The sequence below is a fragment of the Bradyrhizobium sp. CSA112 genome, from assembly GCF_029051645.1.
GTDB lineage: Bacteria > Pseudomonadota > Alphaproteobacteria > Rhizobiales > Xanthobacteraceae > Bradyrhizobium.
Genome location: NZ_JAACFS010000003.1, coordinates 294,319 through 320,602, shown reverse-complemented (window position 1 = coordinate 320,602; position 26,284 = coordinate 294,319). Strand labels below are relative to the sequence as shown.

Genomic DNA, 26,284 nt, shown 5'->3' with positions numbered 1-26,284 from the left:
CGGGCGTGACACTCGCGGTCTTCACCTTTTCCTTGCTCGGCGCGATCGCGCTGGGCATGCCGATTGCTTTTGCGCTGATCGTCTGTGGCGTCGCGCTGATGCATTCGCTCGACATTTTCGACTCGCAGATCGTCGCCCAGAACATCATCAACGGTGCCGACAGTTTTCCCCTGATGGCCGTGCCGTTCTTCATGCTGGCCGGCGAAGTCATGAACCGCGGCGGCCTCGCCAAGCGGATCGTCAACATCGCACTCGCTCTCGTCGGCCACGTCAGGGGCGGCCTCGGCTACGTCACCATCCTCGCCTCCTGTGTGCTGGCTTCGCTATCGGGCTCCGCGGCGGCGGACGCTGCGGCGCTGGCGGCGCTGCTCGTCCCCATGATGGTCGCAGCCGGGCACCGCAAAATGTATGCGGCGGGCCTCGTCGCCGCCGGCGGCATCATCGCGCCCGTCATCCCGCCGAGCATCGGCTTCGTGCTGTTCGGCGTGGCCGGCGGCGTATCGATCTCAAAACTGTTCCTCGCCGGCATCTTCCCCGGCCTGATGCTCGGCGCAGGACTCAGCTTCGCCTGGTGGTGGGTCGCGCGCCGGGAGAATGTCGAAAGCCCGCCGCGCCAGTCGCTTCGCGAGATCGTGTGGGCGTTTGTCGACGGCTTCTGGGCCCTGATGCTGCCGGCGATCATCATTGTGGGCCTGCGTTTCGGCGTATTCACGCCGACCGAAGCCGCCGTCGTCGTCGCCGTTTACGCGCTGTTTGTCGCGACCTGCATCTACCGCGAGCTCAAGTTCGGCGAACTCTACGAAGTGTTCGTCTCGGCCGCGCTCAGCACCAGCGTCGTCATGTTCCTGGTGGCGGCGGCGCTGGTGTCATCCTGGCTCATAACCGTTTCGGAGATCGCAACCCAGATCGTCGACCTCGTCCGTCCCTTCATGGGCAACCAGACGCTGCTGATGCTGGCGATCATGCTGCTGGTCGTCATCGTCGGCACGGCGCTGGACATGGCGCCGACCATTCTGATCCTCACCCCGATCCTGATGCCGATCGTCAAGCAGGCCGGCATCGACCCGGTCTATTTCGGCGTTCTCTTCATCATCAACAACGCGATCGGTCTGATAACGCCGCCCGTCGGGGTCGTCCTCAATGTCGTCTGCGGCGTGTCGCGCATCAGCATGGAGGAGATCATCAAGGGCGTCTGGCCCTTCATGATCGCTCAACTGGTCGTGCTGTTCCTGATGGTGCTGTTTCCGTCTGTTGTCACCGTGCCGGCGAAATGGTTCGGCGGCTGACATGCGGCCGCAATCGGCTACACTGCCCCGTCATTACCCCGCGAAAGGCATTCCATGCGCATCATGATCCTCAATGGTCCGAACCTGAACATGCTCGGCATCCGCGAGCCGCACATTTACGGCTCGACCACGCTCGACGCCATCAAGGCCTCCTGCGAGGAGTTCGCCGCCTTCACCGGCACGCAACTGGCGTTTCACCAGTCGAACCATGAGGGCGAGCTGGTCGACTTGATCCAGTCCGCCCGCAATTCGGCCGACACGCTCATCATCAATCCGGCCGCCTACTCCTTCACCTCGATTGCGATGTTCGACGCCATGAAGATTTTTGACGGCCCGATCTACGAAGTGCACATCTCCAACATCCACGCCCGCGACGAGTTGCATCGGCATTCGAAGCTATCGGCTGCCGTGAAAGGCGTGATCGCGGGGCTCGGCCCCTATGGGTACATCGTTGCCATGCAGGCCGCGCTGCAGGGCGCCGGCCAATTGCCGGCGTCGCTCCCCGCAGCCGTGCGCGTCGGCCCGAAATGACGGATGGAGCCTGACATGCAGGGAGCCGGCTATCTCGCGATCTGGAGCGACCTCGCGCCGCAGGACGAAACCGATTGGGCGCACTGGATCACGCGCGAACATGCCGCTGAGCGCGTCGGCATCAACGGTTTCCTGGCGTGCCGCATCTTCCGTGCGCTGAGCGTCTCGGTGAACCGCTACTTCATCCTATACGAGCTCGAGGACGAGCGCGTCGTAGGCGGTGCGGACTATCTGGCGCGGCTGAACGCGCCGACGCCGTGGTCGCAGCGCATCATGCCCCGGCTCGGCAATTTCGCGCGGGGCGGCGGCCGCATCGCAGCCTCATCCGGGACCGGCCAGGGCGGCATCGTCGCTCCCCTGCGCCTCGACGCCGCGCCGTCCTGGGACGCAGCTAACCTTGTCGCCGAGTTCGCCCGCCTCGACCGCATCATCGCAGCGCGGGTCCTGCTCACCGACGTGGCACACACCTCGATCAGGACGCGCGAGAAGGGCATGCGAAGCAACGACGGCTCCTTCGCCGCTTTGCTGCTGATCGAGGGACTGGACGAAGCCGCGGTCCGCGACGCCCTCCATCATGCGCGCAAGACGTTGCCCGCCGAGGATCACGGCGCTATCGACAACCTGCCGCTCTACCGGCTCGCCTTCAGCCTGCCGAAGCGGCTGCTGCCGCGCTAGGAGAGTCGACGGTCAGCAAAATTGCGAAAACAACCCCATGCAAAGTAGCAATGGGGCCCGCTCCATCCGAAAAACACCAGGACCGTAGGATGGGTAGAGCGAAGCGAAACCCATCATGACAAGCGTTCATGCCGCGATGGGTTTCGCTTCGCTCTACCCATCCTACATTTCTGACGAACGTCGAATGCTCCGGATCGGGTCAAGAACACACAGCCCCGGATATCGCTTCGCTCATCCGGGGTACAGGCTGTTTGAAAATTGAATCTTGCGAGCCTAGGTCGCTACGCCTTCGCCGGCCGCAGCATGCGCGTAACGCTGCTGAACGCCTTGTCGATGACAGGCCAGAACAGGAGCACGATCGCAAGTGTCGTGATCGAACCGACCAAGCCGTTCGACCAGAACACTTTCATGTCGCCGCCGGAGCCGATCATCGACAGGCGGAAGGCGTCCTCGGCGCGGTTGCCGAGCACCAGCGCCAGCGTGAACGGCGCGAGCGGAATTCCGATCTTCTTAAATGCGTAGCCGACAACGCCAAACCCCAGCATCAGCCAGATATCGAACATCGCGTTCTGGATCGCGTAGGCGCCGATCGCGCAGGACACCACGATCATCGGCGCGACGGCCGCGAACGGCACACGCAGGATGGAGGCAAAGATCGGCACCGTCGTCAGCACCAGCACGAGGCCGACGACATTGCCCAGATACATCGACGCGATCAGGCCCCAGACAAAGTCCTTGTGCTCGACGAACAAAAGCGGCCCGGGATTGAGGCCCCACACCATCAATCCGCCGAGCAGGATCGCCGCGGTGCCGGAGCCGGGAATGCCGAGCGCAAGCATCGGCAGCAGCGCCGCGGTGCCGGAAGCGTGTGCCGCAGTCTCCGGCGCGAACACGCCCTCGATGCGGCCCTTGCCAAAGCTGTCCTGATCCTTCGAGAAGCGCTTGGCGAGGTTGTAGCCCATGAAGGAAGCAGCGATCGCGCCGCCCGGCGTGATGCCGAGCCAGCAGCCGATGAAGGACGAGCGGAACAGCGTCACCCAGTATTTCGGCAGATCCTTCCAGACCGACAGCACCACGCGCAAGGAGATGCCGGCGGCATGGCCGCGCAGCGCGAGACGCTCCTCCATCGTCAGCAGGATCTCGCTGATGCCGAACAGGCCGATAACCGCGACCAGGAAGTTGACGCCGCGCAACAGTTCCGCCGAACCGAAGGTCATGCGCAACTGGCCAGATACGGTGTCCATGCCGATGCCGGCGAGCAAGAGGCCGAGCGACATCGAAATGACCGTTTTGTGCTTGGCTTCGCGGCCGAGGCCGACAAACGAGCAGAAGGTCAAGAGATACACGGCAAAGAATTCCGGCGGTCCGAATTTCAGCGCGAACGACGAGATCATCGGCGCCAGGAAGGTGATCAGCATCACCGCGACCAGCGAGCCGATGAACGACGAGGTGAAGGCTGCGGTCAGCGCTTCCGCCGCCCTGCCCTGCTGCGCCATCGGATATCCGTCGAAGGTGGTCGCGACCGACCAGGCTTCGCCCGGAATGTTGAACAGGATCGAGGTGATGGCGCCGCCGAACAGCGCGCCCCAATAGATGCACGACAGCATCACGATGGCCGAGGTCGGATCCATCGTAAACGTTAGCGGCAGCAGGATCGCGACGCCATTCGGACCGCCGAGGCCGGGCAGCACGCCGACGAAAATGCCGAGTACCAGCCCGAGCATCATCAGCAGCAGCGTCTTCCAGGTCAGCAGCACAGCAAAACCGTGCATCAAGAGGCCGAGCGCTTCCATGGCTACGTCCCACCGACCCTACTAGCGGCCGAGCGCCGCTTCGAGCGGGCCCTTTGGCATGATGACGTCGAAGGCGATGTCGAAGGTCACGAACATCACGGCGGTGAACACGAGGGCGGTGAGCAACGACTTCCACAGCGCGATCTTGCCGACCATGCGCATAAAACCGGCGATCAGGAGGAAGCTCGCGACATAGAGCCCGAGGAACTGCATGGCGAGACAGAACAGCAGCGTCGGCACCAATACCGCCATCACGCGGCGAAGTTGCGCCCGCGTCACGAAGACCTCGGAAGCCTCCTTGCGCGAGAGGAACGCGGCGACCAGTCCATAAAGGCTGGCACCACCGAGGATGATCGAAAGATAGAACGGAAAATAGCCGGACTGCGGGCCGGTCGATTCCCAGCCGGCTCCCGTGCGCCAATTGTCGTACCCGAGCGTCAGCGCGAGCGCGAGCAGCAGGAGGCAGACGACGACGTCGACCGCGCGAACACTCGCTACCTGAGGCGAGTCCGCCTCGGGTGCGGTCGGATCCTCGACGACGATTTCGATGTCGGTGTTGGACATGGAGACGGTGACCCCCGATACGGTATCGAACGGGGATACGTGCCGATGTCGCTGGCGTCAATGTCCCGCGCTGCGCTCCGGGAATGCGCTCGCAAGTGCAGCACGCTCGGGACGCAGCAGGCCGCGTTCGGTGATCAGCCCCGTCACCAGCCGCGCCGGCGTGACATCGAAGGCGTAATTGGCCACAGGCGAGCCATCGGGAACCACGCGCACGGTCTCGACGCGTCCGTCGGCGGTGCGGCCGGTCATAGTCGCCACCTCCTCCGTGCTGCGCTGTTCGATCGGAATCTGCCTGATGCCGTCATCGATACTAAAGTCGATGGTCGGCGACGGCAGTGCAACATAGAACGGCACGCCGTTGTCGTGCGCGGCGAGTGCCTTCAGATAGGTGCCGATCTTGTTGCAGACGTCGCCGCCGGCGGTCACCCGGTCGGTGCCGACGATCGCGAGATCCACCATCCGGTGCTGCATCAGGTGGCCGCCCGTGTTGTCGGCGATGACCGTATGCGGCACGCCGTGATGGCCGAGTTCCCAGGCGGTCAGCGAGGCGCCCTGATTGCGCGGCCGGGTCTCGTCGACCCAGACATGGACCTTCAGGCCGCTATCATGCGCGAGGTAGATCGGGGCGGTCGCCGTGCCCCAGTCCACCGTGGCGAGCCAGCCGGCGTTGCAATGGGTCAGGATGTTGACGGGCTCGCCCGGCCGCTTCCCTGCCGCGATCTGTTCGATCAGCGCCAGCCCGTGCCGGCCGATCCCCTGGTTGATCGCGACGTCCTCCTCGGCGATTTCGCCGGCGCGCTTATAGGCCGCCGCAGCGCGCCCGGACGCCGGCAGCGGCTGAAGCAATCGTTGCATCTCGTCGAGCGCCCATTTCAGGTTGACCGCCGTGGGCCGCGCCGCCAGCAACATGGCATAGGCGCGGTCGAGCGCCGGATCGGAAGCATCCGTCTGCATGGCGAGTGCCATGCCGTAAGCCGCAGTGGCGCCAATCAGCGGCGCACCGCGCACCAGCATGGAACGGATAGCCTCGGTCGCGTCCTCAGCGCTCGCGATATGCGCCACCACGAATTCATGCGGCAACCGCCGCTGGTCGATCGCGCCGACCGTCCAGCCGTCGTCCTCGAGCCAGATGCTGCGAAAATGCCGGCCGTCCACCTTCATGAGTTCAGCACCCTTCCAGCCACCGCATCGAGCTTGGCGAGCAACCTGGCATCGCGCGCTTCCGGCGCCGTGATCAGTGCAGTGTCGAGCGCCTTGTCCGATCCAACAGGACAAGGCTCATGCTCGCGCGGGAAATCCCTGGCGAGACGCGCAACGAGCGCCTTGGCCTTCCCGGCATTCGAGTTCAGCACGCGAATGATGTCCTGCACAGTGACGGCGTCGTGATCGGGATGCCAGCAATCGAAATCGGTGACCATCGCCACGCTGGCGTAGCAGATCTCGGCCTCACGGGCGAGTTTTGCCTCGGGCATGTTTGTCATGCCGATCACCGAATGGCCCTGCGCCTTGTACGTCAAGCTCTCGGCGAGGCTGGAGAATTGCGGGCCTTCCATGCACACATACGTGCCGCCCTGTACCGCTTCGATGCCTTCAGCCTTGGCGGCCGCCACGAGGTGCACATGCAGCCGCGGCGACACCGGATGGGCCATCGAGACGTGAGCGACGCAGCCCTTGCCGAAAAAGGAACTCTCGCGCTTGTAGGTTCGGTCGACGAACTGATCGACCAGTACGAAGATGCCCGGCGGCAGTTCCTCCCTGAACGAACCGCAGGCCGAGAGCGAAACCAGGTCGGTGACCCCTGCCCGCTTCAGCACGTCGATATTGGCGCGGTAGTTGATGTCGGAGGGCGAAAGCACATGCCCCTTGCCGTGCCGCGGCAGGAACACAATCGGCAGCCCGGCGATAACGCCGCGCGTCAGGGCTGCCGACGGCTCGCCCCAGGGGCTCTCGATGGTCTCCTCGCGGACGTCCTCCAGCCCCGGCAGGTCGTAGATGCCGGATCCGCCGATGATGCCAAGCACGGCACGCGTCATGACTTCTCCCAGTCAGGATTTCACGCAAGATGTTCGACTATACTGCGACGCAATAATCAAGCATTGTCGCGCGGTTGCAAGGGGTCTCAAAATGCCGGCCAGGAACGACAGGGAAAAACGTCAATCCATCATCGATGCCTGCCGCAGCATGAATGCGCTCGGCATCAATCAGGGAACGTCAGGAAATATCAGCCTGCGCCACGGCGAGGGCCTGCTGATCACGCCGACCAGCACGCCCTACGAGGCAATGCAACCCGAGCAGATCGTGTTCATGGGCCTGGACGGCTCGCACGATCCCGCCCGACGGCCGTCAAGCGAGTGGCGATTTCACCTCGACATCCTCAGAGCCCGGCCCGAAATCAATGCGGTGGTCCATGCCCACCCGCCCTATTCGACGATCCTCGCCATCATGGGCCTGGAAATTCCACCGATACACTACATGATCGCGTGCGCCGGCGGCGACACCATCCGCCTCGCGCCCTACGCGACCTTCGGCACGCAGGAGCTTTCAGAGCACGCCGTGCGCGCTCTGGAAGGCAGGCAAGCCTGCCTGCTGGAACACCATGGCATGATCGCAGTCGGCGCATCGCTTTCGAAAGCGATGTGGCTTGCCGTCGAAGTCGAAACGCTGGCGCGGCAATATCACGGCTGCCTGCAGATCGGGACACCGCGGCTGCTCTCGAAGGCAGAGATCGAAAACGTTCTCGGCAGGATCGCAGGGTACGGTCCTGCCGACAAATAACGATCGGCCTACTTCGCGACGAAGCCCGCTTCGTTCATCAGCGAGTTGTTGAGCTTGTCGTCCTCCTCGAGGAACTTCAGCATGTCCTTGCCGGTCAGGAAGATCGGCTTGAGCGCCTGCTTCTCCATATAGTCCTTGTACTCTGCTGTCTGCGTCACCTTCTGGAACAGGTCGACATAGAATGCCTGCTGTTCAGGCGTGACCTTGCCCGGCAGGAACATCGCGCGCAGCATCAGGTACTGCACGTCGAGCCCCTCCTCCTTGCAGGTCGGGATGTCGTTCCACGATTGGGTTTCGGTGACTTTGGTCTTGTAGGAGATGCGCTCCTTGTCGAACACGCACAGCGCACGGACCTGGCCGGCACGCCAGACTTCCAGATTCTCGGAAGGATTGTTGACGTTGGCTTCGGTGTGCTTGCCGACCAGTTGCGTCGCCGCCTCGCCGCCGGACTTGTACGGCAGATAGGAGAATTTCGCGCCGGTCTTCTGCTCCATGAACACGGTCAACACGTGATCCTCGCGCTTGGAGCCGGTACCGCCCATTTTGAACGGCGAGCTTGCCGCCTTGGCGGCCGCGATGAAGTCCTTCACCGTCTTCGGTCCGTCGGCATTGTCCCACAGCACGAATTGATCCATCGCGACGACCGACACCGGCGTCAGATCGCGCCAGTTGAAGGGAATCTTGGCCGACAGCGGCAGCATGTAGATCAGGGAATAGGCGATCAGCACCTTGTTGGCGTCGCCGTCGCTGGACTTCATGTACATCAGCGCCTCGGCGCCGGACGCCCCGCCCTTGAGCGACACCACCATCGGCTGCTTCATCAGATTGTTCTTCTGAATCGCCGCTTGCATCATCCGCGCCATCTGGTCGGAGGCGCCGCCGGCGCCGGCTGCGACCACGATTTCGACCGGCTTGGTCGGCTCCCAGGCGGCAAGCGCCGGGGTGCTTGCGATCATGGCCGTCAAGGCGGCCGCGGCTTTCAGCATCTGTCCCACGAGTTTCTCCCATATGTCATTGTTGTATTTAGAAAAATTATCATTGCCCGCCACGCCATTGTGCGAGCGAACCGGCGAGAGTTCAAGCTGCACCGCAAATGCGCCGCCTATGACTTTCGCATGAGGCGCAGGCCCTTGCAGCAGCAGGCTCGTAGCTGGAAGCAGCCGCTTCAAGCCGCGGCTTTTCCGTTGCACGGCTGCGTGTGGGCCCATCTAATGCACGTTGCAAGGACAATCAGGTGGAGCAACCGAATGAGAAGGATTTTGATAGCCGTCGTCATGGGCGCGACGGTGACCCTCGCCGGGTGTGGACGGGATCCAGGACCGAAAGGGGATCCTGGCCCCCAAGGACCCGCCGGGCCGCAGGGCGCGCAGGGCTTGCAAGGCGTGCCCGGCCCTCAAGGACAACAAGGTCCGCAAGGGCAACAGGGTCCTCAAGGACCACAGGGACCGCAAGGTGCGCCCGGAGCAAAGGGCGATCCCGGACCGGCTGCTACTTCCATCAGATCGGTCCAGGCCGACCGCGAGGTCAGTTGCGATGCAAGTGAAAATCTGGTGTCGGTGTTTTGCCCGTCTGGCGGCGCACCCGATGGCGCCAAGTGCGCCACCGCTCCTGCCATTGGTCTTTGCCTCAAAAAGCCATAGCCATCCTATTGTGCTGCGGTCCGACAAGTGACTCGCTAACGAGGAAGCATGAAGGCGCTCGCGATTGGTTTGGTCCTGGCTTTTCTTTCCACTGTCGCGGACGCCGGCTCGTCAATAATTGGCGCAGGCTCTCATTCCTGTACGGCGTGGACTAATCGCAAAAAGAATGCGGTCGTCAAAGGAAGCTTTGAATCCTGGCTGGTTGGATTCATCAGTGGCCTGAACATCAGCGGCGAACGGGACATGGTTGGTGGCGGCGACTTCGACGCGATCATCGCGTGGATGGATCAACGTTGCCTCACAACCCCTTCAGACAGAATAGGTATCGCGGCGCTCGACTTGGGTATGGAACTGGCAAGAAAGGCTGCCAAACCATAGCGGGCGGTTCTGACCGCTTGTGCCCTACTTGCCTTTCCAGTTCGGCGAGCGCTTGTTGAGGAACGCGTCCATGCCCTCGCGGAAATCCTCGCTCATATAGGCGCGCAGGATCAGGTCTTCGCCCTCGTCGCGGGTCAACGTCCGCCGGATGCGGCGCACCGCTTCCTTGGTGACCTCGAGCGTGATCGGCGCATGACCGGCAACGAGCTTCGCGGTCTCATCGGCGCGGCGCTGCAGCGTTGCTACATCAGGCACCACCTCGTTGAGCAGCCCGAGCGCCAGCGCTTCCGGCGCCTCGACCAGCCGCGCCTTGAAGATCAGGTCCTTGGTCCGCGCCGGGCCGACCAGCGAAACGAGCCTGGAAATATTGGACATCGACAGGCAATTGCCGAGCGTGCGCGCGATCGGAAAGCCCATCCGTGTCGTCTCAGTGCCGATGCGGATGTCGCAGCATGCCGCGATACCGGCGCCGCCGCCGGTGCAGGCGCCTGCGATGGCTGCAATCGTCGGCACCCGACACGCCTCCAGCGCGCCGAGCACGCGGTCAATCCGCGCCTCATAGTCGAGCGCGTCCTGTGCGGTCTTGAAGGCACGGAATTGCGAAATGTCAGTGCCCGACGCGAATGCCTTGTCGCCCGCGCCAGTCAGGATCATCGCCTTGATCGAGCGATCATTGTTGATGGCCTCGCAGATCGCCGCCATTTGCTCGTACATGGCAAAGGTCAGCGCGTTGCGCGCCTGCGGACGATTGAACGTCAGCCGGGCGATGCCGTCCTCGACGGAATAGATCAGGTCTTCGGTCGCAGCTACCGGAGCGTTCATCGCAGCTCTCTCTATTTTTGTTTCGGTCAAATGATCTCAGGCAACGGCAGCCTTCGGCATCGCGACGACGTCGCGCCCCTTGAGCACTTCCATCGCCGCCAGCACGCCGCCGCCGCGATGGGGCACCTTGGCGAGATCGAGACCCATCTCGACGCCCGACAGCGTGCCCATCATCATCAGGTCATTGAAGTGCCCGATATGGCCGATCCGGAACACCTTGCCCTTGATCTTGTTCAGGCCGGTGCCGAGCGACATGTCGAAATTTTCCAGCACGACCTTGCGGAAATTGTCGGCGTCATGGCCTTCCGGCACGACGACGCCGGTCAGCGCGGGCGAGTGCGCGCCCTGCTCCTGACATTGCGTTTCCAGGCCCCACACCTTGATCGCCGCACGCGTGGCGGCGCTGTGGCGCTTGTGCCGGGCGAAGACGTTCTCCAGCCCCTCCTCCTCGAGCATCTTGATCGCCTCGCGCAGCCCGAACAGCAGGTTCGTTGCCGGCGTGTACGGCCAGGTGCCCGCCTTGTTGATCGCGATGACCTCCTGCCAGTCCCAGTAGGAGCGCATGGCAGGATTGGCTTTCGCCACCGCAAGCGCCTTTTCCGAGATGGCGTTGAAGCCGAGACCCGGCGGCAGCATCAGGCCCTTCTGCGAGCCGGCCACCGACACGTCGATGCCCCAGGCATCGTGCTCATATTCCAGCGATCCGAGACCCGAGATGGTATCGACCATCAGCAACGCGGGATGGTTGACGCGGTCGAGAATTTTGCGGACGTCCTGCGGATGGGTGACGCAGCCGGTCGAGGTCTCGTTGTGAACCACGCAAACGGCCTTGATCTTGTGCGCCTTGTCGGCCGAAAGCCGCGCCTCGATCTGCTCGAGGTCGGCGCCGTGACGCCAGTCGCCGGGAATGAAATCCACTTCGAGCTTGAACTTGTCAGCGATGCCGTGCCACAGCACGGCGAACTGCCCGGTTTCGGCCATCAGAACCTTGTCGCCGGGCTGCAGCGTGTTGACGAGAGCCGCCTCCCAGGCGCCGGTGCCGGACGACGGGTAGATGACCACCGGCTGCTTGGTGCGAAACACCCGCTGCATCGCCGCCAGAACGGCGTGCCCGACCTCCGCAAACTCGGGACCCCGGTGGTCCATGGTCGGCATGTCCATAGCGCGCAGCACCCGGTCCGGCACGTTGGTCGGTCCCGGAATCTGCAGAAAATGCCTTCCAGTATGCACGGTCATGGGCGTCCTTCCCGGTATTGCCTTGGCGTTTCGAGCCGCTCGAATATCACCATTTGGCGGGCTTGTCGCCCGCCGGACGCAGCACGTCAATGCATAAGGAGCAGGGCTGGAGCGGCGCCTCCAGGCAGGCGCAAGCTGCCTGCTAGCGGCCCACGACCTTGAGATGCGCCGGGGAATTGCCTTGCGGGCGCTGCTCCAGATACTTCATCGCGGCATCGACGCCTCCGGAACGATGCGGAACGCCGGCGACCGACAGCCCCATCTCCACGCCGGTCAACGCACCGAGCAGCGTGAGTTCATTGCATTCGCCGAGATGGCCGATGCGGAACACCTTGCCCGCGACTTTCGACAGGCCTGCGCCGAGCGACATGTTGTAGTTGTCGAGCACGACCTGACGAAACTGATCGGCGTCGTGCCCCGGCGGCATCAGCACGGCGGTCAGCACGGGCGAATACTCCTGGGGCTCCTGGCACAGCACCTCCAGCCCCCAATGATTGACCGCTGCTCGAGTCGCAGCGGCGAGCCTCTGGTGACGCGCGAACACATTGTCGAGCCCCTCCTCGAGCAACATCGCGATCGCCTCGCGCAGCCCATAGAGCAGGTTTGTCGCCGGCGTATATGGGAAGAAGCCCTTTGCGTTCGGCTTCAGCATCTCGTCCCAATCAAAATAGGAGCGCGGCATCCGGTTTGTCTTGGCAGCGGCGCGGGCCTTCTCCGAGATCGCGTTGAAGCCGAGGCCGGGCGGCAGCATGAAGCCCTTTTGCGAGCAACTGACGCTGACATCGACCTTCCACTCGTCATGTCGGTAGTCGACCGACCCGAGCGAGGAGATGGTGTCGACCATCAGCAAGGCCGGATGACCGACCCGGTCCATCGCCGTGCGGATTTCGCCGATCCGGCTGGTGGCACCGGTCGAGGTTTCGTTGTGAACGACCATCACCGCCTTGAGCGCATGCGATGTGTCACGCGCCAGCCTTTCTTCGATGACCGTCGGGTCTGCGCCGCGGCGCCAGTCGCCGGGCAAGAAGTCGACGTCAATTCCCCAGCGCGCGGCCATCTGGCGCCACAGAGTCGCAAAGTGGCCGGTCTCCGCCATCAGGACCTTGTCGCCGGGCGACAGGGTGTTGACGATCGCGGCCTCCCAGGCGCCTGTCCCTGACGACGGGAAGATCACCACCGGTCCAGAGGTCTGGAAAATCCTCTGGCTGCCCTCAAGCACCGCCCGCCCGAGTTCGGCGAACTGGGTGCTCCGGTGATCAATCACGGGCATGTCCATCGCGCGAAGAACCCGGTCCGGGACCGGGCTGGGCCCTGGAATCTGCAGAAAATGCCGTCCTTGCCGCATGATAACCTCCTAAAAGCCCTGAAGCCATTCTGCATTCATTTTTTGTCTTTTCAACTTAATTTTGGTATTCAATCTAGATCATCGACGCTACAGATTTCGCAAACTATTGCTATGCAAATGAAATCCACGATTCCCGAAGCCGGGGTGCCGATCACCCAGCCCGACCGCCAGGAGGCTTCGCTTCACGGCGAAATCCTGCTGCGACTTCGCGATTACGTGGTCGAAGGCAACATTCCAGAAGGTGCACGCGTTCCCGAGCGGCAACTCTGCGAGATGCTTGGAATCTCCAGGACGCCGCTGCGCGAGGCGCTCAAGGTGCTCGCTGCGGAGGGCTTAATCGAGCTCCTGCCCAACCGCGGCGCGCGGGTACGCCAACTCGGCAAGCGGGATCTGGAGGAGCTGTTCGATATAATGGCGGGCCTGGAAAGCCTCGCCGGACGCCTTGCCTGCGAGGCCATCACGGACGAGGAAATCGCCACGATCGAGCGGCTGCACTACGAGATGTACGGCCACTATCTCAATAGCGATATGCACGGCTATTTTCAGGTCAACCAGCGCATCCACGAGAGCATCGTCGCTGCCGCGCGCAACGAGACCCTGCGCGCGGCCTACGCCAGTTTTGCCGGCCGGATCCGCCGCGTCCGCTATTCCGCCAATTTCGCGCGCAAGCGGCAGCGCTGGGGCGAAGCCATGCGCGAGCACGAAGCGATCCTGGATGCGCTGCGCCGCCGCGCCGGAAGCGAGCTAAGCGATGTCCTGTTCCAGCATTTACGCAACAAGCGAACCGCCGCCATCGAGCATCTGGCTGCGGTTGGGGATGCCATTGCAGCGGCGCCCACGGTTAGCTAGCTTGCCGATTATGAATTCATAATGTAGTTCATCCGACGAAAAAGTGCATAATCCCGTTGAGGGGTTGCACTAACCCTCTTGGATCGCTTTGGATTTGGGATGAAGAACGCCTCAACGCTCGAGCGACGCCTGCGAACAAACATGACCGGCGACGTCCTTTTCGGCGCCTTCGACCGCGGCCGCTACGCGACCGACGCCTCATTCTACCAGATTCTGCCCCTGGGCGTGGTGGTTCCCAGGACCATGGACGAGGCGCTGCGAGCGCTTTCGATCGCCAGGGAGGCCGGCCGAATCGTCACCCCGCGCGGCGGCGGGACCTCGCAATGCGGCCAGACCGTCAACGAGGGAATTGTCGTCGACTTTTCAAAACACCTGAACCGCATCCTTTCGCTCGACGTCGAAGACCGCACCTGTGTGGTCGAGCCCGGAATCGTGCTCGACGATCTCAACCGCCAGCTCAAAAAATACGGGCTCTGGTTTCCGGTCGACGTCTCGACCGCGTCACGCGCCACGATCGGCGGCATGGCCGGCAACAATTCCTGCGGCGGCCGTTCGCTGCGCTACGGCACTATGCGCGACAACACGCTGTCGATGGATGCAGCGCTGGCCGACGGCACGCTCTTGCATTTCGGCGAGGTGCCGCGGGATCTGGCGCGGGTGAACTCGCCCCAGAGCGGGCTTGCGCTATTCCGGGACATGCTCGATCTCGGCGAGCGCGAGGCCGCAGAGATATCCGAGCGATTTCCAAAGGTGCAGCGCCGCGTCGGCGGCTACAATCTCGATGCGCTGGTGCCGCGCAATGCGCCAAACAATATGGCGCATCTCCTGGTCGGCTCCGAAGGCACGCTGGCCTTCACCACGCAGGTCGAACTCAAGCTGTGGCCTGTCATCCGCAACAAGGTGCTGGGCGTCTGCCACTTCGGCAGCTTCTATGAGGCGATGGACGCGGCCCAGCATCTGGTGAAGCTGCGGCCAATCGCGGTGGAATTGGTCGACCGCACCATGATCGCGCTCGGCCGCAACATCGCGATGTTCAAGCCGATCATCGGCACGGCCGTGCGCGGCGATCCCGATGCGGTGCTGATCGTGGAATTTGCCGAGGAAGATCAGGCCGAGAACCTGCATCGTCTGAAGCAGCTTGGCGAGTTGATGGCCGATCTCGGTTTTGGCTGGGACAAGCCGCAACGCAAATGGGGCGGCGTGGTCGAGATCACCGAGCCCGCACTGCAGACCGGCATCGCCGATTTCCGCGCCGCCGGCCTCAACGTGATGATGTCGATGAAGCAGGAGGGCAAGCCGGTCTCGTTCGTCGAGGATTGCGCGGTGCCGCTGCCGCACCTTGCGGACTACACCGAACGGCTCAACGCCATCTTCGCCAAACACGGCACCCGCGGCACCATGTATGCGCACGCCTCCGAAGGTTGCCTGCATGTTCGCCCCGTCCTCAATTTGAAGCTCGAGAAGGACGTCAAGGCGATGCGCGCCATCGCCGAAGAGACCTTCGAGATGGTGCGCGAATACAAGGGCTCGCACTCCGGCGAGCATGGCGACGGGCTGGTTCGCTCCGAATTCCATGAAGCGATGTTCGGCTCGCGCATCGTTGCCGATTTCAGGGAGGTCAAGCAGCGTTTCGACCCGGATAACCTGCTCAATCCTGGCAAGATCGTCGACCCGCCCAAAATGGATGACCGCAGCCTGTTTCGCTATCCGCCGACCTATCGCGTTGCTGAGCTGAAGACCGCGCTCGACTGGTCGGCCTACCCGGGCGCCGGCGGCGGCTTTCAAGGCGCTGTCGAGATGTGCAACAACAATGGCGCCTGCCGGAAACTCGAGGGCGGCGTGATGTGTCCGTCCTACCGCGCGACCCGCAACGAAAAGGATGTCACGCGAGGCCGCGCCAACACGCTGCGGCTGGCGATATCAGGCCAATTGGGACCCGATGCACTGGCCTCCGACGAGATGATGGAGACGCTCAAGCTCTGCGTCTCCTGCAAAGCGTGCCGTCATGAATGCCCGACCGGCGTCGACATGGCCAAGATGAAGATCGAGGTGCTGGCTGCCCGCGCGGAGAAACATGGCCTTTCGCTGCGCGATCGGTTGGTCGGCTATCTGCCGCGCTATGCGGACCTGGCGTCCCGCTTCGCCCCGCTCGCCAACTGGCGTAACAGCAGTCCATTGCTCCGCACACTGTTCGAGAAATTCGCCGGCATCAGCGCGAAACGCACTCTGCCTGTGTTCCGCCGCGACGTGTTCAAGGCCGACGCTGAGGTCTTCGGCCCCGTAGATGGCCATGAGGTCGTGCTGTTCGCCGACACCTTCAACCGTGCCTATGAGCGCGAGAATCTCGATGCCGCTTTGCGTGTTTTGATTGAAGGCGGATATCGCGTGCATATTCCACGGCCCATCGACCGCAGCCGTTCACTATGTTGCGGGCGGACGTTCCTGTCCGCGGGCCTGGTCGAACAGGCGCGCAGCGAACTGGACCGGCTGGTCGCGACCTACGCCCCATTCGCCGCGCGCGGTGTGCCGATCGTCGGGCTGGAGCCGAGCTGTCTCCTGACGCTGCGCGACGAGCTGCTCTCGCTGCGCCTGGACGACGACGCCAAGAGCGTCAGCGCACACGCATTGCTGTTCGAGGAATTCCTGGTTCGCGAGGCGGAAGCCGGACGTCTGAAGCTTCCGCTCGGCGCCGTACCGGCGAAAGCGCTGGTTCACGGCCACTGCCATCAAAAATCATTCGGCGCGTTCAAGCCGGTCGAAAAGGTGCTTCGCCTCATTCCTGGTCTCAGCATCGAAACCATCGAATCCAGTTGCTGTGGCATGGCCGGAGCGTTCGGCTATGGCGCCGACACCTATCAGGCCTCGATCGAAATGGCCGAGCTGTCGCTGCTGCCGACGGTGCGCCGCGCTGATGCGGCTACGCTGATCGTAGCCGACGGCACCTCGTGCCGACACCAGATCAAGGATGGCACGAACCGTGCAGCACTGCACGTTGCCCGGGTCATCGCGATAAGCCTCGACAGCGCGCGGCCCAACCATTAATCCCGCTCAATCACAAAGGAACTGATTTATGGCTGAACTCACCCTCGACGTCGCCCGCAAAATTCTCGATGCCGCCCTGGCGAAAGGCGTTGAGAAAAAGCTGAAGCCGCTGGTCATCACCATTCTGGATAACCGCGGCTGCGTGAAGGTCACGGCGGCGCAGGACGGCACCAGCCTGATGCGGGCCGAAATTGCGCACGGCAAGGCCTATGGCGCGCTGGCGATGGGCATGGGGTCGCGGGCGCTATTCCAGCGCGCCCAGGAGCAGGCTTATTTCGTCGACGCCGTGAATACGCTTGCGCAAGGCCGCCTCGTGCCGGTGCCCGGCGGCATACTGATCATGGACGGCACGACGTTGCTTGGAGCGGTCGGGGTCAGCGGCGACACGTCTGATAATGACGAGATCTGCGCGGTCGCGGGCATCGAAGCCGCCGGACTGAAGGCGAATGTGGGATAGTGGTCATTTACATCGCCGATTGACCTCGGCTGACAGCCCCGAGCGTGAGATCGATAAGAGGCTGCGCCAACCGAGCTTGCAAGGCATGCGATGATCCTAAGCACACATGGAGTCGTTGGAGCGGCTCTCGCCAGTCTAATGCCGTCGTATCCGGTTGCCGCATTTGCGGCAGGCTTTGCCAGCCATTACGTAATTGATGCAATCCCGCACTGGGATTATCCTCTCAGGTCAATATCAGTTGCACCTGGAGCGCAAAATGACAGACGGCTTACCCCCGCGTTACTAAGAGACCTGACTGTGATCGGGTTCGATGCATTTGCAGGATTGGCGCTTGCAATCGCAATTTTTGCAGCGCCAGCGACGTTAGTGGCGATACTTGCCGGAGCGATAGGAGCGATCCTTCCTGACCCCCTCCAATTTGTTCACGCACATTACCCTTATGAGCCCTTGGCGTCTCTCCAGCGCTTTCACCGATGGATTCACACCAAGCGTCAGCTCGGTTGGCAGATTGGCGTTAGTTCACAAATCGTCTTTGCGTCCGCAGTTACCGTGGCGGCCCTTGCTATGCGATAGCAAATTAGGACAACTCGTAAAACTAGGGACACGAGGGGCAAGCACGGGACATGACCCAATTCACGACAGGAACAGATCGCAAACATTCTAGAAAGCTCCGCTGCTGGAACTCGTTTTGAGTGTATACGACTGACTTGGCAACTTCATATAGAGGTCGTAGTTTGCCTGCGGCAATACCTCGGCGGAGCATATCATGATCGAAGCCATTCTGTTGATTGTCGGCACATACATCATCGTTGCCGAAATAGCTCGACGGTGGCGAGAGGCCGTCGAACGCGCGAAGTCCAGGAATACCCGCGCATAAGGGCTGCCTCGGTGTTGACTGCGAGGGCTATGGAACAGTCCTGTTCCCAACAGAATTCGGCTCAGGTTCCTTTCCAGCATTTTCTTGTGAGTCTTTTTTCGAGTGCCGACCATGCGTAGCGCAATTGATGTTGTCATAGCTACGGATGCAGGGCCGCTCTTTAATAGTAAGGCTTTGCCGCTGTGGAGCGAACGCATTTTAGTTGCCCTGCCGGAGGGTCATCAACTCGCTACAAAGAAGTCGATCTATTGGACCGACCTGCAGAATGACCATTTGCTGGCAAATCTATAGTAGCCTCGACAGGATTGTCATCGGCAACGGCACCGAGCTTTTAGCTTGGTCATTTCTTTTCTCACACTCTGTATGGTTCAAGGACCAGATCGCGATTGACGATTACCCGCACCGGGAAACCCGGCCGGATTGTCAGGGTAGGCTGCATGTTGAGGTTACGCCGAACGATCTGTTGGCCGGTCTGGCTGAAAGAGTCCCCTGCCCCGCGGCGAAGCGCCTGGAGGATACCACTGTCACTGTTGCCGGCATCGGAGCCGAGCTCCGCCCCGACGCTGAGCAAGGTTGACAGCAGCCCCGCCTTGAATAGCTCGCCCCAATGATGATCGACCTCGTCTTGCAGCCCCGAATATCCTCCGACGTCGGCAGCCGGCTGGCGCTCAAGGATGATCGATCGGCCATTCGGCATGATGAGACGTGTCCAGACCAAGAGCACGCGCGACTGGCCGAAGGCAACCTGGCTGTCGTAGATTCCGATCAGCCGCGCTCCTTGGGGGATTAGCAGCGAGCGTCCCGTCGGCGTGTCATAGATATTCTCCGTCACCTGCGCGGTGATTTGCCCCGGCAGATCGGAGCGAAGCCCCGTAATAAGCGCAGCGGGGATCACGGACCCGGCCTGCACGACGTAAGACGAAGCCGGCTTCGTCACACGATCGGGGCTCATGGTCCGGCGATCTATCGAGGCATTGATGAACGCGAGCTTGCGATCTTGTCCGTTCTGAGCATAGGCCTCATCGGGCGATGCCACAGCATTCGGGGTGGTCTCAGCGGGAGTGATTGCCGCGGGTGGTCGAGCATTCGTTGACGCAAAGACCTTGCTGATGCGCGCGGCCTCGCTTTCCTGGTTCATTCGCTGCTGCTCGGCATCGACCGCTAGCGGACCTGACTGAGCTTGAGCCGCAACGATTGGACGACCGAGATCGCCGGGCAATGGCGGTCCAAGGCGAGGCACGTCGCGCGGAACGCCTGCATAGTCGCGCGGCAGTCCGGCCAAGCCATCGGCCACATTGTGGTGATCAGTGCTGTAGAGTTCTTCGGATGCAGACCCGCGTGTACGATCGTTCTGCAAGGCCCAGAGGACGGCTGCAGGGATTAGAAGGAGTGCCAATGCTGTCCCGCTAGCCAAAATCTTACGCGACAGACGCTTAACAGGCGGGCGTTCTGGGCGGAGGCGCAAAGAGCGAGCAACTTCCTCGGATGTCTTCGGCTCCGTCGAATGAGGGCTGCCGGCACTATTCGCTTCGGTGCTGGTCATCAAGACCTCCGGTCGCTTCTAACGATCCGAACTTTTTGCTGGGCATCGCCACCAAGCCGCAGCTCAGCCGCGGCAAATAGTCGATCGACAATCAGCACATTACGATAGGTTCGGTAGTTGACGATTTCAGGCTTGCCATCCGGACCGATGACGAATAGCGGCGGCATCTCGCCCTGAACTATGCCAGGAGAGAATTCCACATAGACCTTGCGACCGTCGTCATAGGCACCGACCGGCCGCCAGGGCGGATCATCGCCTTCGATGGTGTAGCGGTAGCGACGCTGAGAAGGCTCGGGAAGGACTGGCGTCGGCGGAACGGCCTCTGCGCGCGCCATCCGATCCTCGGGATAGAACCAGGCCACCGAGGGCATATAGGGCTTCTCACGCGATCGTAGCTCAATCAGATAGGTGCGCCGGTCGGTGTTGACCACGAGATTGGTCTCGATCGAGGACCGTGTCGGCTTGACCATGATATGGACGCGTCTGGTGTCGCCACTTCCGCTTTCGGTATCGCCGACAACCCAGCGCACGGTGTCGCCGGCCGATATCGGACCTGAACCCGTAAGCTGCTCACCGGGCTCGAGCGCGATATCGGTGATCTGTCCAGGAGCGGCATAAATCTGATAGAGGGCACCGGGACTGAACGGAAATACCTGCACCGCGTTGAAGTAGCCCTCCTTCCGGGGTTCGACGCGTGCGGCATCATTGGCGGTTTCAATCCGGGCGACAGGCTCTTTCGCCTCCGCCACACCTTTCTTGCCTCCTTTGGCTGGCGTCCAGGACGGTGGAACGTGCTGCGACCGTGGACGGCCCTCCGCCAACAATGGTGGACCAGGAAGCGGCGGGACATCGGCATCGTAGCTGATCTGCGGTGGCTTGAAGGTGGTACAACCGCTGAGTGCAACTAGGCAAGCAAACAGCACGGGGCACATGATCTTGCCCATACGTCGGCTAGCGATTTTGATTGTCGGCTCGTTCACTGCCCGACCTCCTTCGACCAGTTGATGGCATTGACATAGACCCCGAGCGGATTCTTACGCAGGCGATCGGCATCACGCGGGGTTTCGATCACGAGGGTGAGGATGGCGGTCCAGCGTTCGGTAGCGGCGAGCTGACCGTTTTCATAGCGGCGCTCGAGCCAGGCGACGCGAAAGCTCTCCGGCGAGGCGCGGATGACGCTCGATATTTCGACCGCAATCTGCAGCTTGCCGAGCTTGGCAAAGGGATCGTTGACGCGAGCGTGGTTATTGAGGGCTGCCGCACCGCGGTCCGTTGTAAAGTCATAGGCACGCAGCCAGTCCTGACGCAGCACGACAGCGTCGGCTGGAAGTCCACGCACGTCTTCGATGAAGCGTGCCAAATGGAAGGCGATCTGCGGATCGGTCGGCTGATAGAATGGATTGGCTGGGCTGACGCTCTGCGCCTGGCCGAGACGATCGACCTCAACGACCCAGGGCGTAATGGTGCCTTGGGTCGACTGCCAGGCAAGACCGGATGCGAGCCCCGCCGACAGGATCAGCGAGCCGAAAGCCATCAGCCGCCAGTTTCTCGCCTGCACGCGCGCCGAACCGATGCGGTCGTCCCAAACTTGGGCCGCTTTCTGATAGGGCGTCACAGGTGCGGGCGTGCGGCCATAGTGAACGGACGGTCGCTTGAACATCACTGCTTTCCTTCCGAGAGATCTACGGAGGCGCCGCCTCCATCCTGATCGGCAGAACGGACGGCGTTGGTGGCGGCGGACGCCCCATGACGCATGGTCTTCATGCTCTTCAAGCGGCTGGCCCAACTGGACTGGGTGTCCGCAGATGAAGAACTCGCAGGGGGCTGGGCTGCGCCGGCTTCACCGGCCGCAGCGCCGCCGGTTGATGCCGAGCTGCCGGGACTTGCCGCGGCGCGACGAAGTGGGCTCGTCATGGCGGATGCGCCGGTGTCCATGACACCGGACAATCCACTCGCCCGAAACGCACCGCTCGCACTGCCCGCTAGCGTCGCAGCGCCACGTGCGGCTCCCGCGAGTGCACCAGCGCTGCCTGCAGCAAGACCCGCTCCGGCCACCACGACTCCGCCGGCAGCTAACCCCGTGCCGACGGCGGCTCCGGCGCCAAGCTGTGGGCCGCCGGACACGATGCCGTTGGCGATGCCGGGTCCAAAGATTCCCAGACCCAGCAGCGCTAATGCTGCGAGCACCAGGGCCATGGCATCTTCAATGCCGATCTGTGCACCGCTAGAGCCTGCGGTAAACTGCGAAAACAGCGTCGAGCCGATGCCGACGATCACGGCGAGCACCATGACCTTGACGCCGGATGAGATGACGTTGCCGAGCACGCGTTCGGCGGCGAAGGCCGTCTTGCCGAATAGCCCAAAGGGAATCAGGACGAAGCCAGCGAGCGTCGTCAGCTTGAATTCAATCAAGGTGATAAATAGCTGGATTGCCAGAATGAAGAAGGCGAGCAGCACGATCGCCCAGGCGAACAGCAGAACCACGATCTGGATGAAATTTTCAAAGAAGCTGACATAGCCCATCAAGCCCGAGATTGAGTCCAGGATTGGCCGCCCCGCATCGATACCGACCTGTGCTATCCGCCCAGGCCGCAGGAAATCCGCCGCGGACAATCCAGTTCCTGAGGCTCTCAACCCGAGACCGGCAAAGCTCTCGAAAACGATGCGGGCGAGGTTGTTCCAGTTGCCGATCAGGTAGGCGAACACGCCGACAAAGAGCGTCTTCCTCACGAGGCGAGCGATGACGTCCTCGTCGGTACCCCAGGCCCAGAACAGAGCGGCCAGCGTGACATCGATCGCGGCAAGCGTGGTTGCGAGGAAGGCGACTTCGTTGCCAAGCAACCCAAAGCCAGAGTCGATATAGCGGGTAAACGTTTCCAGGAATCGGTCGATGACGCCGGTGCCACCCATGGAATCACTCGCGTTCGGGTGTTGCAACGGGCGGCCAGCCCTGGGGGAGACGATCGGGATGCTTGGGCTGCGCCAACGACGGTGTCGGGCTGCCTGGTTGAGCATCGGCGGAAGTAACGCCCGGTGTTTTCTTTGAGCCAAGGAAGCGACGGCGGTTCTCCGCCCAAATCAGACGGCACTCCTGGAGTTCTGCAACCTGCTCGGAGGTGATCTTCCGGCAGCGTTCGAGTTCGCCGCCAAGCGGACTCGTTGCCCGGGATGCCGACGATCTAGCCGGTGGACCGTCGCTGTCGCCGCGGAGCTGGATTGTGCACGCTGCGACAAGGATGGGGACGGCAGCCGCCGTCGTCACAAGCATCACCCGCTTAAGTCCACCACGTCCGCTCATTGGTGAAACATCCGAACTGTCGAAGGCTGATAGCCGCGACCGGGTGCGAGAAAGCGACGAAGCTGCTCCCTGCCCTGATCCTGGGCGGCGGTACGCTGGGCGGTTTCGAGATTTTGCGCCCGTCCCTGCGCGGCAACTGCGGCCGTAAGGTCGGCGAGCTGCTGCGCCTGCAGGCCAAGAAGCTGATTGCCGGCCTGGCTGGCCTGTAGCGTGCCGGTCGCACCTTGGCTTGAACTGACGACGGCCGACATCTCCTTGCGGTGGGTATCGAGATTCCCAACTACGGTCGCCTGAACGCGCAAAGCATCCTGCAAACCCGCCACAGAATTCTGCCAGCGTGTTTGCGCATTCGCGATCAGCGCTTGATCTGATTCGTTCGCCGAAACGGGCGCATAGGTCGTCGAGAACGCCCGATCGATCTGATTGATATCGTAGGCAATGCGCTGCGCCTGGGCGAGAAGCTGTTGGGTTCGCTGGATCGACTGCTCGAGCTGTTGCAACGAGGAATACGGCAGGCTGGCGAGATTCTTGGCCTGGTTGATCAACATCTGCGCCTGGTTTTGCAGCGACGTAATCTGGTTGTTGATCTGCTGCAGCTCACGTGCAGCCGTGAGCACGTTCTGTGCATAGTTGTTGGGATCGAACACGATCAATTGGGAGGATGTTGGCGAAGCGGCACATGCGATCGCAATGGCGAGCGCACTCACTGCTGGCAGGTGGCGGGGACGCATCATGACAAGCCCTCCTGCTTGATGAGACCGGGAATGAGATCGGCGGCCCAACCCAGCCCACGCGCGGCGAGCCAGCCGGTGACAAAATCGTCGCGGCCATGTTCGGCCAGCACGCGCTCGATCATTGCCTGATCGGACTTTGATGAAGCCGCAGTGAAGGCGAGCGCGAATTCCTCAAGGCCCAGCTCGAACAGGCGATTGCCGCGCCGTGACTGGCAATAGTAGTCACGCTTGGGCGTGGCGCGCGCGAGGATCTCGATCTGCCGGTCGTTGAGACCGAAGCGCTGGTAGATAGCCGCGATTCGCGGCTCGATCGCCCGCTCGTTCGGCAGGAACAGCCGCGTCGGGCAGCTCTCGATGATGGCAGACGCAATCGCGGAGCCGTCGATATCCGAGAGTGACTGCGTGGCGAAGACAACGGAGGCATTCTTCTTGCGCAGCGTCTTCAGCCATTCGCGGATCTGGCCGGCAAATCCTTCGTCATCGAGCGCGAGCCAACCTTCGTCGATAATGAGCAGCGTCGGCCTCCCGTCGAGCTGCCCCTCAATCCGGTGAAAGAGATAGGATAGGAGCGCCGGTGCGGCGCCGCTGCCGATCAGCCCCTCGGTTTCGAACACCTGGACCGGACTTGTTCCAATCCGCTCAATCTCGGCATCGAGCAAGCGGCCAAAGGGACCACTGAGGCAATAGGGTTGAAGGGCTCTTTTTAAGCTCTGCGACTGCAGCAGCACAGACAAACCGGTCAGGGTGCGTTCGCCCATAGGCGCAGAAGCCAGCGAAGACAGCGCCGACCAAAGATGGTCCTTGGCGTCAGGCGTCATGTCGATCTTTTCGCGGGCTAGAATGGCTGCGATCCATTCCGCCGCCCAGCCGCGCTCGGCCGCATCGTCAATCATGGCTAGCGGCTGCAGGGCGACCGGTTCGGAGGCGCTATCGGACAGCGCACCGCTAAGATCGTGCCAATCGCCCTTCATGGCGAGCGCCGCGGCCCTGATCGACCCGCCGAAATCGAAGGCAAAGATCTGGGAGCTTGGATAACGGCGGAACTGCAGCGCCATCAGCGCAAGCAGCACGGACTTGCCCGCACCGGTCGGACCGACCACCAGCGTGTGCCCGACGTCCCCGACGTGGAGGGAAAAACGAAACGGCGTGGATCCTTCCGTGCGTGCAAAGAACAGCGGCGGCGCGCCGAGATGAGTGTCCCTCGCCGGCCCTGCCCAAACCGCGGACAACGGGATCATATGGGCGATGTTCAGGGTCGAAACCGGGGGCTGGCGGACGTTGGCATAGACGTGGCCGGGCAACGAGCCCAGCCAGGCATCAACGGCATTGATGGTCTCCACCATGCAAGTGAAATCGCGTCCCTGAATGACCTTCTCGACCAAGCGCAACCGTTCGTCCGCGATGCGCGGATTCTCGTCCCAGACCGTGATCGTGGCGGTGACAAATGCCTCTCCGATCAGATCGGAGCCGAGCTCCTGCAACGCAGCGTCGGCGTCGATAGCCTTGTTGCTAGCGTCGGTATCGATGAGAGACGAAGTCTCATTGGTCATCACCTCCTTCAGGATTGCGGCAACGGATTTCCGCTTGGCGAACCATTGCCGCCGGATCCTGGTCAGGAGCTTCGTCGCGTCAGCCTTATCGAGCATGATCGCCCGAGTGGACCAGCGATAGGGGAACGCCAGCCGATTGAGATCATCCAGGATCCCCGGCGTGGTCACGGTCGGGAACCCCACAATCGTGAGCACACGCAGGTGTTGGTCGCCCAGCATCGGCTCGAGCCCACCCGTCAGGGGCTCGTCCGCCAACAGCGCATCGAGATACATGGGAATCTCGGGAACGCGGACGCGATGTATCTTGGTCGAGACGCAAGCATGCAGGTACGTCAGCGTCTCGCCGTCATCGAGCCACCGGCTCTCCGGCATGAATCCTTCGATCAGTTGCAGTACGCGGTCGGTTCGGTCGACGAAGCCGCGCAACACTTCGTGGGCGCCGGAAGCTTGCCCGCGTTCCTGTCCTTCATAAAGGAAGCGCTCGGCGCGCGCTGCATCCTCCGCCGGCGGCATATACAGGAAGGTGAGGAAATAGGCTGACTCGTAGTGAGCTCCCTCTTCCTCGAATTGCGCCCGGCGCTCGGCATCGACCAGCGCCGATGCCACGTCCGGACAACTGCTCGCTGGATAGGCGTTCGATGAATACCTCTGCGCTTCAACAAACACCGCCCAGCCGGATCCGAGGCGCCTCAAGGCGTTATTGAGGCGGCCGGCAACCGCAACAAGTTCTGCTGGAACAGAGGAATCAAGATCGGGTCCGCGAAAGCGCGCGGTCCTCTGAAACGATCCGTCCTTGTTGAGGAGGATGCCTTCGTCGACCAGTGCGGCCCATGGCAGGAAATCCGCAAGACGTGTAGTGGAGCGGCGGTATTCGGCAAGGTTCATCATT

The 26,284-nt window shown here is 62.3% G+C and carries 23 protein-coding genes; 9 read left to right on the top strand and 14 right to left on the bottom strand.

Translation table 11 applies throughout. The annotated features are described in order from the left end of the window. The first annotated feature begins 5 nt into the window (after positions 1-5). Genes GWE18_RS09010 through GWE18_RS09000 form a run of 3 tightly spaced genes read left to right on the top strand, consistent with a single transcriptional unit; the run spans position 6 to position 2,492 of the window. Positions 6-1,286 carry a TRAP transporter large permease subunit gene (locus GWE18_RS09010; RefSeq protein WP_275185401.1) on the top strand — a complete coding sequence of 427 codons (1,281 nt, stop codon included), beginning with the start codon at positions 6-8 and terminating at the stop codon, positions 1,284-1,286. 54 nt (positions 1,287-1,340) lie between these two features. Next, positions 1,341-1,817, top strand: coding sequence for a type II 3-dehydroquinate dehydratase (locus GWE18_RS09005; protein ID WP_275185400.1), 477 nt, complete (start codon positions 1,341-1,343; stop codon positions 1,815-1,817). Between the two features lie 15 nt (positions 1,818-1,832). Continuing rightward, the gene (locus GWE18_RS09000; protein ID WP_275185399.1) at positions 1,833-2,492 is read left to right on the top strand and encodes a hypothetical protein; all 660 of its coding nucleotides are present in this window, start codon (positions 1,833-1,835) and stop codon (positions 2,490-2,492) included. Positions 2,493-2,773: 281 nt separating this feature from the next. Here the strand turns inward: GWE18_RS09000 and GWE18_RS08995 are convergent, their stop codons facing one another. From GWE18_RS08995 to GWE18_RS08980, 4 genes are read right to left on the bottom strand one after another with little or no spacing between them, the layout of a single operon-like run. Further along, positions 2,774-4,285: a tripartite tricarboxylate transporter permease gene (locus tag GWE18_RS08995; RefSeq protein ID WP_275185398.1), complete on the bottom strand. Its 1,512-nt coding sequence runs from the start codon at positions 4,283-4,285 to the stop codon at positions 2,774-2,776. A gap of 21 nt (positions 4,286-4,306) precedes the next feature. Then, positions 4,307-4,849: a tripartite tricarboxylate transporter TctB family protein gene (locus tag GWE18_RS08990; RefSeq protein ID WP_275185397.1), complete on the bottom strand. Its 543-nt coding sequence runs from the start codon at positions 4,847-4,849 to the stop codon at positions 4,307-4,309. A 57-nt stretch (positions 4,850-4,906) separates the two neighbouring features. Then, positions 4,907-6,010 carry an S-methyl-5-thioribose-1-phosphate isomerase gene (gene mtnA, locus GWE18_RS08985; protein ID WP_275185396.1) on the bottom strand — a complete coding sequence of 368 codons (1,104 nt, stop codon included), beginning with the start codon at positions 6,008-6,010 and terminating at the stop codon, positions 4,907-4,909. Further along, entirely contained in the window at positions 6,007-6,882 is an 876-nt protein-coding gene (locus tag GWE18_RS08980) for an S-methyl-5'-thioadenosine phosphorylase (protein ID WP_275185395.1), read from the bottom strand. The genes mtnA and GWE18_RS08980 overlap by 4 nt, the downstream gene beginning before the upstream one ends. A 91-nt stretch (positions 6,883-6,973) precedes the next feature. Between GWE18_RS08980 and GWE18_RS08975 the strand changes: the two genes are divergently transcribed. Continuing rightward, positions 6,974-7,624 carry a class II aldolase/adducin family protein gene (locus GWE18_RS08975; protein ID WP_275185394.1) on the top strand — a complete coding sequence of 217 codons (651 nt, stop codon included), beginning with the start codon at positions 6,974-6,976 and terminating at the stop codon, positions 7,622-7,624. Positions 7,625-7,632: 8 nt separating this feature from the next. On the opposite strand, the gene GWE18_RS08970 is transcribed toward GWE18_RS08975, so the two are convergent. Continuing rightward, positions 7,633-8,619 (bottom strand): tripartite tricarboxylate transporter substrate-binding protein, encoded by a 987-nt coding sequence (locus tag GWE18_RS08970; protein ID WP_275185599.1) that lies wholly within the window; start codon positions 8,617-8,619, stop codon positions 7,633-7,635. Positions 8,620-9,312: 693 nt separating this feature from the next. Between GWE18_RS08970 and GWE18_RS08965 the strand changes: the two genes are divergently transcribed. Then, positions 9,313-9,642, top strand: a complete 330-nt coding sequence (locus GWE18_RS08965) for a hypothetical protein (protein WP_275185393.1) — start codon at positions 9,313-9,315, stop codon at positions 9,640-9,642. A 24-nt stretch (positions 9,643-9,666) separates the two neighbouring features. On the opposite strand, the gene GWE18_RS08960 is transcribed toward GWE18_RS08965, so the two are convergent. The 3 genes from GWE18_RS08960 to GWE18_RS08950 all read right to left on the bottom strand — a co-directional run bounded on the left by GWE18_RS08960 (position 9,667) and on the right by GWE18_RS08950 (position 13,045). Further along, positions 9,667-10,464 (bottom strand): enoyl-CoA hydratase/isomerase family protein, encoded by a 798-nt coding sequence (locus GWE18_RS08960; RefSeq protein WP_275185392.1) that lies wholly within the window; start codon positions 10,462-10,464, stop codon positions 9,667-9,669. 36 nt (positions 10,465-10,500) lie between these two features. Beyond that, positions 10,501-11,700 (bottom strand): aminotransferase class V-fold PLP-dependent enzyme, encoded by a 1,200-nt coding sequence (locus tag GWE18_RS08955; RefSeq protein WP_275185391.1) that lies wholly within the window; start codon positions 11,698-11,700, stop codon positions 10,501-10,503. 142 nt (positions 11,701-11,842) lie between these two features. Continuing rightward, the gene (locus GWE18_RS08950; protein ID WP_275185390.1) at positions 11,843-13,045 is read right to left on the bottom strand and encodes an alanine--glyoxylate aminotransferase family protein; all 1,203 of its coding nucleotides are present in this window, start codon (positions 13,043-13,045) and stop codon (positions 11,843-11,845) included. Between the two features lie 117 nt (positions 13,046-13,162). On the opposite strand from GWE18_RS08950, the gene GWE18_RS08945 reads away from it, so the two are divergent. The 4 genes from GWE18_RS08945 to GWE18_RS08930 all read left to right on the top strand — a co-directional run bounded on the left by GWE18_RS08945 (position 13,163) and on the right by GWE18_RS08930 (position 18,561). Continuing rightward, a complete protein-coding gene (locus tag GWE18_RS08945) occupies positions 13,163-13,894 on the top strand; it encodes a GntR family transcriptional regulator (RefSeq protein WP_275185598.1) in 732 nt (243 codons plus the stop codon). A 99-nt stretch (positions 13,895-13,993) separates the two neighbouring features. Continuing rightward, complete coding sequence (locus tag GWE18_RS08940; protein WP_275185389.1) at positions 13,994-16,936, top strand: FAD-binding and (Fe-S)-binding domain-containing protein; 2,943 nt, start codon at positions 13,994-13,996, stop codon at positions 16,934-16,936. Positions 16,937-16,964: 28 nt separating this feature from the next. Then, entirely contained in the window at positions 16,965-17,393 is a 429-nt protein-coding gene (locus GWE18_RS08935) for a heme-binding protein (RefSeq protein ID WP_275185388.1), read from the top strand. A 988-nt stretch (positions 17,394-18,381) separates the two neighbouring features. Next, positions 18,382-18,561: a hypothetical protein gene (locus GWE18_RS08930; RefSeq protein WP_275185387.1), complete on the top strand. Its 180-nt coding sequence runs from the start codon at positions 18,382-18,384 to the stop codon at positions 18,559-18,561. A gap of 61 nt (positions 18,562-18,622) precedes the next feature. On the opposite strand, the gene GWE18_RS08925 is transcribed toward GWE18_RS08930, so the two are convergent. The 6 genes from GWE18_RS08925 to trbE form a co-directional block, all read right to left on the bottom strand. Beyond that, on the bottom strand, positions 18,623-19,813 hold the full coding sequence (locus tag GWE18_RS08925) for a TrbI/VirB10 family protein (RefSeq protein ID WP_275185597.1): 1,191 nt from the start codon (positions 19,811-19,813) through the stop codon (positions 18,623-18,625). After that, entirely contained in the window at positions 19,813-20,757 is a 945-nt protein-coding gene (gene trbG / locus GWE18_RS08920) for a P-type conjugative transfer protein TrbG (RefSeq protein ID WP_275185596.1), read from the bottom strand. Before trbG ends, GWE18_RS08925 begins: the two co-directional genes overlap by 1 nt. A gap of 32 nt (positions 20,758-20,789) precedes the next feature. Continuing rightward, a complete protein-coding gene (trbF, locus tag GWE18_RS08915; protein WP_275185386.1) occupies positions 20,790-21,473 on the bottom strand; it encodes a conjugal transfer protein TrbF in 684 nt (227 codons plus the stop codon). After that, positions 21,473-22,723 carry a P-type conjugative transfer protein TrbL gene (gene trbL / locus GWE18_RS08910; protein ID WP_275185385.1) on the bottom strand — a complete coding sequence of 417 codons (1,251 nt, stop codon included), beginning with the start codon at positions 22,721-22,723 and terminating at the stop codon, positions 21,473-21,475. Before trbL ends, trbF begins: the two co-directional genes overlap by 1 nt. 384 nt (positions 22,724-23,107) lie before the next feature. Further along, a complete protein-coding gene (trbJ, locus tag GWE18_RS08905; protein ID WP_275185384.1) occupies positions 23,108-23,845 on the bottom strand; it encodes a P-type conjugative transfer protein TrbJ in 738 nt (245 codons plus the stop codon). Continuing rightward, positions 23,842-26,283, bottom strand: a complete 2,442-nt coding sequence (gene trbE / locus GWE18_RS08900; protein WP_275185383.1) for a conjugal transfer protein TrbE — start codon at positions 26,281-26,283, stop codon at positions 23,842-23,844. The genes trbJ and trbE overlap by 4 nt, the downstream gene beginning before the upstream one ends. Position 26,284: the final 1 nt, after the last annotated feature.

Coding starts and splice junctions, on each gene's coding strand:
- GWE18_RS09005 (WP_275185400.1), top strand. CDS start 1,341: ATGCGCATCATGATCCTCAATGGTCCGAACCTGAACATGCTCGGCATC.
- GWE18_RS09000 (WP_275185399.1), top strand. CDS start 1,833: ATGCAGGGAGCCGGCTATCTCGCGATCTGGAGCGACCTCGCGCCGCAG.
- GWE18_RS08995 (WP_275185398.1), bottom strand. CDS start 4,285: ATGGAAGCGCTCGGCCTCTTGATGCACGGTTTTGCTGTGCTGCTGACC.
- GWE18_RS08990 (WP_275185397.1), bottom strand. CDS start 4,849: ATGTCCAACACCGACATCGAAATCGTCGTCGAGGATCCGACCGCACCC.
- mtnA (WP_275185396.1), bottom strand. CDS start 6,010: ATGAAGGTGGACGGCCGGCATTTTCGCAGCATCTGGCTCGAGGACGAC.
- GWE18_RS08980 (WP_275185395.1), bottom strand. CDS start 6,882: ATGACGCGTGCCGTGCTTGGCATCATCGGCGGATCCGGCATCTACGAC.
- GWE18_RS08975 (WP_275185394.1), top strand. CDS start 6,974: ATGCCGGCCAGGAACGACAGGGAAAAACGTCAATCCATCATCGATGCC.
- GWE18_RS08965 (WP_275185393.1), top strand. CDS start 9,313: ATGAAGGCGCTCGCGATTGGTTTGGTCCTGGCTTTTCTTTCCACTGTC.
- GWE18_RS08960 (WP_275185392.1), bottom strand. CDS start 10,464: ATGAACGCTCCGGTAGCTGCGACCGAAGACCTGATCTATTCCGTCGAG.
- GWE18_RS08955 (WP_275185391.1), bottom strand. CDS start 11,700: ATGACCGTGCATACTGGAAGGCATTTTCTGCAGATTCCGGGACCGACC.
- GWE18_RS08950 (WP_275185390.1), bottom strand. CDS start 13,045: ATGCGGCAAGGACGGCATTTTCTGCAGATTCCAGGGCCCAGCCCGGTC.
- GWE18_RS08945 (WP_275185598.1), top strand. CDS start 13,163: ATGAAATCCACGATTCCCGAAGCCGGGGTGCCGATCACCCAGCCCGAC.
- GWE18_RS08940 (WP_275185389.1), top strand. CDS start 13,994: ATGAAGAACGCCTCAACGCTCGAGCGACGCCTGCGAACAAACATGACC.
- GWE18_RS08935 (WP_275185388.1), top strand. CDS start 16,965: ATGGCTGAACTCACCCTCGACGTCGCCCGCAAAATTCTCGATGCCGCC.
- GWE18_RS08930 (WP_275185387.1), top strand. CDS start 18,382: ATGCGTAGCGCAATTGATGTTGTCATAGCTACGGATGCAGGGCCGCTC.
- GWE18_RS08925 (WP_275185597.1), bottom strand. CDS start 19,813: ATGACCAGCACCGAAGCGAATAGTGCCGGCAGCCCTCATTCGACGGAG.
- trbG (WP_275185596.1), bottom strand. CDS start 20,757: ATGGGCAAGATCATGTGCCCCGTGCTGTTTGCTTGCCTAGTTGCACTC.
- trbF (WP_275185386.1), bottom strand. CDS start 21,473: ATGTTCAAGCGACCGTCCGTTCACTATGGCCGCACGCCCGCACCTGTG.
- trbL (WP_275185385.1), bottom strand. CDS start 22,723: ATGGGTGGCACCGGCGTCATCGACCGATTCCTGGAAACGTTTACCCGC.
- trbJ (WP_275185384.1), bottom strand. CDS start 23,845: ATGATGCGTCCCCGCCACCTGCCAGCAGTGAGTGCGCTCGCCATTGCG.
- trbE (WP_275185383.1), bottom strand. CDS start 26,283: ATGATGAACCTTGCCGAATACCGCCGCTCCACTACACGTCTTGCGGAT.